Below are 5,892 nucleotides of genomic sequence, written 5' to 3'. Positions count from 1 at the left end.
CGTCAGGCGGGATTTTTCCATTGTGGCAGCGATTCGGCGTGGGTTGTTTTGGATAGCCCGGCGAGCCGGGCCGGTAAGGGTACTAACGGGCTTAGCTGGTGCGTTTTGCCGCCAGCGCATTGCCCGCGCGGCTCGCGCTCTTGCGGCCCAAAAATTGCGAGATGAACTGGCCGGCATCGACCACGATATCGAGGTCGATGCCGGTCTCGATGCCCAGGCCTTGCATCAGGTACAGCACGTCCTCGGTGGCGATGTTGCCGGTGGCGCCCTTGGCGTACGGGCAGCCGCCCAGGCCGGCCACCGACGAGTGGTAGATCGAAATGCCCACTTCCAGGCTGGCGTAGATGTTGGCCAGCGCCTGGCCGTAGGTGTCGTGGAAGTGGCCGGCCAGCGCGTCGATCTGGAATTCGCGCGCGGCGCGCTCCATCACCGTCTGCGTCTGGCGCGCGGTGGCCACGCCGATGGTGTCGGCGATGTCGATTTCGTCGCAGCCCAGGTCGCGCATGCGGCGCACCACGTCGGCCACCGACTCGGGCGCGACGTCGCCCTGGTACGGGCAGCCAAACGCGCAGCTGATGCTGCCGCGCAGGCGCAGGCCGTGCTGCTTGGCCGCCTGCGCCACGCCCTCGAAGCGGGCGATCGATTCGGCGATCGAGCAGTTGATGTTCTTTTGCGAGAACGCCTCGGACGCCGAGCCGAAGATCACCACCTCGTCGGCGCGCGCGGCCAGCGCCGCGTCAAAGCCCTGCATATTGGGCGTGAGCGCGGAATAGATGGTGCCGGGGCGGCGCACGATGGCGGCCATCACGTCGGCGCTGGTGGCCATTTGCGGCACCCACTTGGGCGACACGAACGCAGCGGCTTCGATGTTGCGGAATCCGGCGCCCGACAGGCGGTTGACCAGTTCCGTCTTGATCTCGGCCGGGACGCTTTCCTTTTCGTTTTGCAGGCCGTCGCGCGGTCCCACTTCGACGATTTTCACTTGCTTTGGCAGGTTGGCCATATCAGTATCCCAGGTTGCGGTCGACGATATCGGCGACCGGTTGTCCGCTTTCGAACTGGCGGATTTTGTCGGCAATCTGCTGCACGCTTTCGCGCCGCAGGGTGAGCGCCGAAATGTGCGGCGTGATGGTGATGCGCGGCTCCTGCCAGAACGGATGCTGCGCGGGCAGGGGCTCGTTGCGGAACACGTCGAGCGTGGCAGCGGCGATGTGGCCCGACTTGATCATCGCCAGCAGTTCCGGCTCGGCGATGTGGGCGCCGCGCGCAACGTTGATGACGTACGCACCGGCAGGCAGCTTGCCCAGGTTGGTGCGGTCGATCAGGTTGTTGGTATGCGGCGTCAACGGCAGCATGCACACCAGCACCCGGCTGCCGCGCAAAAAGGTGTCGAGGCCGTCGTCGCCGTGGTAGCACTGCACGCCATCCATGCGTTTGTCGGTGCGGCTCCAGCCACGCAGCGGGAAGCCGAACGGCGCCAGCGCCTCGATCACGCGCTTGCCCAGCGCACCGAGTCCCAGCACGCCGATGGCGAAGTCTTCGCGGTTGTACGGCGGCAGCGTGGCCCACACGCCGGCGCGCGCCTGGCGCTCGTAGTCGTCGAAGCGGCGGAAGTACCGCAGCACCGCGTGGGTGACGTATTCCGCCATCTGCAGGCCCATGCCGGCGTCGCCAAGGCGAATGATGGGGATCTCGCGCGGAATCGCTTCGCCGTAGCGCAGCAGCGCATCGACCCCGGCGCCGGTATTGAAGATGGCCTTTACCTGGGCCAGCTCGGGCAGCATGGCCTCGGGCGGCGACCACACCACGGCGTAGTCGCACGGCTGGCTTTTTTCGCCGGCGTGCCAGATCTCGAATTCCGCCTCGGGCAGGTACTTCGAAAAATCCTTGAGCCACGGCTCGGTCTTGCCGTCGGCGCGGTGCAGAAGTATGCGCATGGTGTATTCCCGGATTTTTAGGTTTTGAAGGCCAGCAGCGGCGCGCCGTCGGCCACCTGGTCGCCCACGCCGTACAGGATCTCGTCGATCACGCCGTCGTGCGGCGCGGCGATGGTGTGCTCCATCTTCATCGCCTCCATGATCACCAGCGCCTCGCCGCGCTTGACCTGCTGGCCCTTGGCCGCCAGTACTGCCACGACCTTGCCCGGCATCGGCGCGGTCAGGCGGCCGGTGTCGAGTTCGGCCTCGCCAGCGTGGGCCATCGGATCGTGGTATGTGAGCTGATAGTGGGCGCCGCCGGTAAACACGTGCAGCACGTCGCCGTCGCGCCGCACCACGCCGTGGATGGTTTGCTCGCCCAGGCGGATGGCGTAGTCGTCGCCCTGGTGCGCGGTCAGGTGCAGCTGCTGCGGCGTGTCTGGCGCCGAGGTGGATGCACCGGTGCTGAACAGCCAGCCGTCGGCGCGATAGCTCAGGTGCGCGGTGTAATCGAATTCGTCACTGAACGACAGCGCGCGCAGGTACGGCTGGTTCAGGCGCCAGCCGGTGGCGCTGCTCCACGGGTCGCCGGGATGGTTGACCTGGCTGGCCGCTTTTGCCTGCTCCGACGCCATCAGCGCGGCGCACGCCAGCGCCAGGGCCGCAGCGGGCGCCTCGGGAGCGGCCGTAAACAGGATGTCGTGATTGCGCTCGATCAGGCCCGTATCGAGATCGGCGGTGGCAAACGCGGTGCTTTGCACCAGGCGCTTGAGGAAGGCGACGTTGGTGGTCAGGCCCACCACCTGGTACTGCGACAGCGCCTGCACCATGCGCGCAAGCGCCTGCTGGCGGTTGGCGCCCCACACGATCAGCTTGGCGATCATGGGGTCGTAGAACGGCGATATCGCATCGCCGGCGCGTACGCCCGAATCGATGCGTACCGGCGCCGGCGCCTTGGCGTCGCCACCGAGTTCGAACATCACCGAGGCCGGTGTGCCCAGGTGGCGCAGGGTACCGATCGACGGCAGAAAGCCTTTGTCGGGGTTTTCGGCATAGATGCGCGCTTCGATGGCGTGGCCGTGGATCGCCAGCTCATCCTGGGTTTTCGGCAGCGCTTCGCCGGCGGCCACGCGCAGCTGCCACTCCACCAGGTCGGTGCCGGTGATCATTTCGGTGACCGGGTGTTCCACTTGCAGGCGCGTGTTCATCTCCATGAAGTAGAACGAGCCATCCTGGTTGGCGATGAATTCCACCGTGCCGGCGCCCACGTAGCCGACCGCGCGGGCGGCAGCCACCGCTGCCTCGCCCATGGCGGCGCGGCGTTCCTGCGGCAGGTTAGGGGCCGGCGCTTCTTCCAGCACTTTCTGGTGGCGGCGCTGCACCGAGCAATCGCGCTCGAACAAATAGATGCAGTTGCCATGCGTGTCGGCAAACACCTGGATTTCGATGTGGCGCGGGCGTTGCAGGTATTTTTCGGCCAGCACCTGGTCGTCGCCGAAGGAGCTGATCGCTTCGCGCTTGCACGAGGCCAGGGCATCCTTGAACTGCGCCGAACTCTCGACCACGCGCATGCCCTTGCCACCGCCGCCGGCCGAGGCCTTGAGCAGGACGGGATAGCCGATGCGGTCGGCTTGCGCCTGCAGGAAGTCGGGGTCTTGCTGTTCGCCGTGGTAGCCGGGCACCAGCGGCACGTTGGCCTGTTCCATCAGCGTCTTGGCGGCAGACTTCGAGCCCATGGCGCGCATGGCCGATGCGGGTGGGCCGATGAAGACCAGGCCGGCAGCCTCGCAGGCTTCGGCAAAATCGGCGTTCTCGGACAGGAAGCCATAGCCGGGATGGATCGCCTGCGCGCCGGTCTCTTTGGCGGCGGCGATGATCTTGTCGCCGCACAGGTAGCTTTCCTTGGCTGGCGCTGGGCCGATCAGGATCGCTTCGTCGCAGCTGGCGACGTGCAGGGCGTTGGCGTCCGCCTCCGAATAAACGGCGACGGTCTTGATGCCCAGGCGGCGCGCGGTGGCGGCGACGCGGCAGGCGATTTCACCACGGTTGGCGATGAGGATTTTCTGGAACATTTTTAGTCTCCGTATTTTTTATTTTTAACCCCCAACTACCTGGGGCCGGACTCGATAGGGTCCGACCCCGCCGTGCCGGGGTTCAAGCGTGCCGCATCAGCAGCCGCACTTCTCCTTAGGCGCCGACTCCAGCACGGCGCCACGGGTTTTGAGGCCCAGCTTTGCCAGCAGCTCGCGGTCGTCGGTCGCTTCCGGGTTGTCGGTCGTGAGCAGCTTGTCGCCGTAGAAGATGGAGTTGGCGCCGGCCAGGAAGCACATCGCTTGCACCGCTTCGCCCATCTGGCGCCGGCCGGCCGACAGGCGCACGCGCGCCTTCGGCATGGTGATGCGTGCGACCGCAATGGTGCGCACGAATTCGAACGGGTCGAGCGGATCGATACCGTAGAGCGGCGTACCTTCCACCTGCACCAGGTGATTGACCGGTACCGATTCCGGATAGGGATTGAGGTTGGCCAGCTGCGCGATCAGACCGGCGCGTTGCAGGCGCGTCTCGCCCATGCCCACGATGCCGCCGCAGCACACCTTTAAACCTGCTTCGCGCACGTGGCCCAGGGTGTCGAGGCGGTCCTGGTATTCGCGGGTGGAGATCACGTTGTCGTAGAACTCGGGCGCGGTATCGAGGTTGTGGTTGTAGTAATCGAGGCCGGCGTCTTTCAGGCGCTGCGCCTGCTTTTCTTCGAGCATGCCCAGGGTGGCGCAGGTTTCCAGGCCCAGCGCTTTCACCTCGCGCACCATTTCTTCGACCTTGTCCATGTCGCGCTCTTTCGGGCTGCGCCAGGCGGCGCCCATGCAGAAACGCGTGGCGCCGTTGTCCTTGGCCTGCTGCGCCGCTGCCAGCACGGTGTCGATGTCGAGGATTTTCTTCGCCTCGACGCCGGTGTCGTAGCGCGCCGCCTGCGGACAGTAGCCGCAGTCTTCCTCGCAGCCGCCAGTCTTGATCGACAGCAGCGTGGCCAGTTCGACGTCGCCGTCCGGGAAGTTGGCGCGGTGGGTTTGCTGCGCCTTGAACATCAGGTCATTGAACGGCAGCTCGAACAGCGCCAGCACGTCGTCGATCGGCCAGGTGGCTGCCGGCGGCAGCGTGATGGCGGCGGTCGGGCGGTGCAGGGCGACGACTTTCGGTTCTTGGAGGGTGTTCATGGACATCGGTTTTCCTTCGTGGATCAAGTGTTTAGTTCAGGTGTTCTTTTGTGCCGGCCAGTCGGGCAGCATCGTAAAGTCGAGGTAGGCGGCAGCCGCTTGCGCGCTCGGTTGCGCCAGGCGCGGTACGCGGCCCAGCAGCGGCGCCGGTATCCGCTGTTCGAGCGCGGCGATATTTTCGTCGGCAAAGGCCATGTCGGCCTGGGTTTCGTTGGCCACCCAGCCGGCCAGATTCAATCCGCGCGCGGCGATCGCTTCGACCGTCAGCAGCGCATGGCTGATGCAGCCCAGGCGCAGGCCCACCACCAGCACCACCGGCAGGTCGAGCTGCTCGGCCAGGTCGGCGGTGTCGAATTCGTCGTTGAGCGGCACCCGGAAGCCGCCCACGCCTTCGACCACCACGGCGTCGGAGGCGGCGTTGATTTCCACGTACGCGGCCAGGATAGGCACCGGCGAAATCTCCACGCCTTCCAGGGCTGCCGCGATGTGCGGTGCGGCTGGCTCGCGCAGCAGGAACGGCGTGGTGATCGATGGCAGCAGGTGGACGTTGCCGGCGGCGGCCAGCTGATCGCAGTCGTCGTTGTGCCACACGCCGTCGCGCAGCTCGGCGCCGGCGGCCACCGGCTTCATGCCGCAGGCGCGCACGCCGGCCTGCACCAGCGCGTGCAGCATGGCCGACGAGACCAGGGTTTTGCCGATCTCGGTGTCGGTGCCGGTAACGAAGCAGGAAAAACGCGGCGGCAGCGCAGCGGCTGCCACGGCGG

General features: G+C 66.3%; 5 protein-coding genes. All 5 read right to left on the bottom strand.

What is annotated here, in order from left to right; all coding sequences use genetic code 11:
- Positions 1 to 91 precede the first annotated feature (91 nt).
- Positions 92 to 1,003: a hydroxymethylglutaryl-CoA lyase gene (locus DUPY_RS01125; RefSeq protein ID WP_070245888.1), complete on the bottom strand. Its 912-nt coding sequence runs from the start codon at positions 1,001 to 1,003 to the stop codon at positions 92 to 94.
- Between the two features lies 1 nt (position 1,004).
- A complete protein-coding gene (locus tag DUPY_RS01120) occupies positions 1,005 to 1,937 on the bottom strand; it encodes a 2-hydroxyacid dehydrogenase (protein WP_070245887.1) in 933 nt (310 codons plus the stop codon).
- A 17-nt stretch (positions 1,938 to 1,954) separates the two neighbouring features.
- Complete coding sequence (locus tag DUPY_RS01115; protein ID WP_070245886.1) at positions 1,955 to 3,988, bottom strand: acetyl-CoA carboxylase biotin carboxylase subunit; 2,034 nt, start codon at positions 3,986 to 3,988, stop codon at positions 1,955 to 1,957.
- Positions 3,989 to 4,084: 96 nt separating this feature from the next.
- Positions 4,085 to 5,134, bottom strand: a complete 1,050-nt coding sequence (gene bioB / locus DUPY_RS01110) for a biotin synthase BioB (RefSeq protein ID WP_070245885.1) — start codon at positions 5,132 to 5,134, stop codon at positions 4,085 to 4,087.
- Positions 5,135 to 5,164: 30 nt separating this feature from the next.
- The coding region (gene bioD / locus DUPY_RS01105) for a dethiobiotin synthase (protein WP_371851720.1) at positions 5,165 to 5,892 on the bottom strand (728 nt) is incomplete at its 5' end.

Origin of the sequence: Duganella phyllosphaerae (assembly GCF_001758785.1) — a bacterium.
Taxonomy (GTDB): Bacteria; Pseudomonadota; Gammaproteobacteria; order Burkholderiales; family Burkholderiaceae_D; genus Rugamonas; species Rugamonas phyllosphaerae.
The sequence above is the reverse complement of the archived record's forward strand: the minus strand, read 5'-3'. Positions and strand labels throughout refer to the sequence as shown.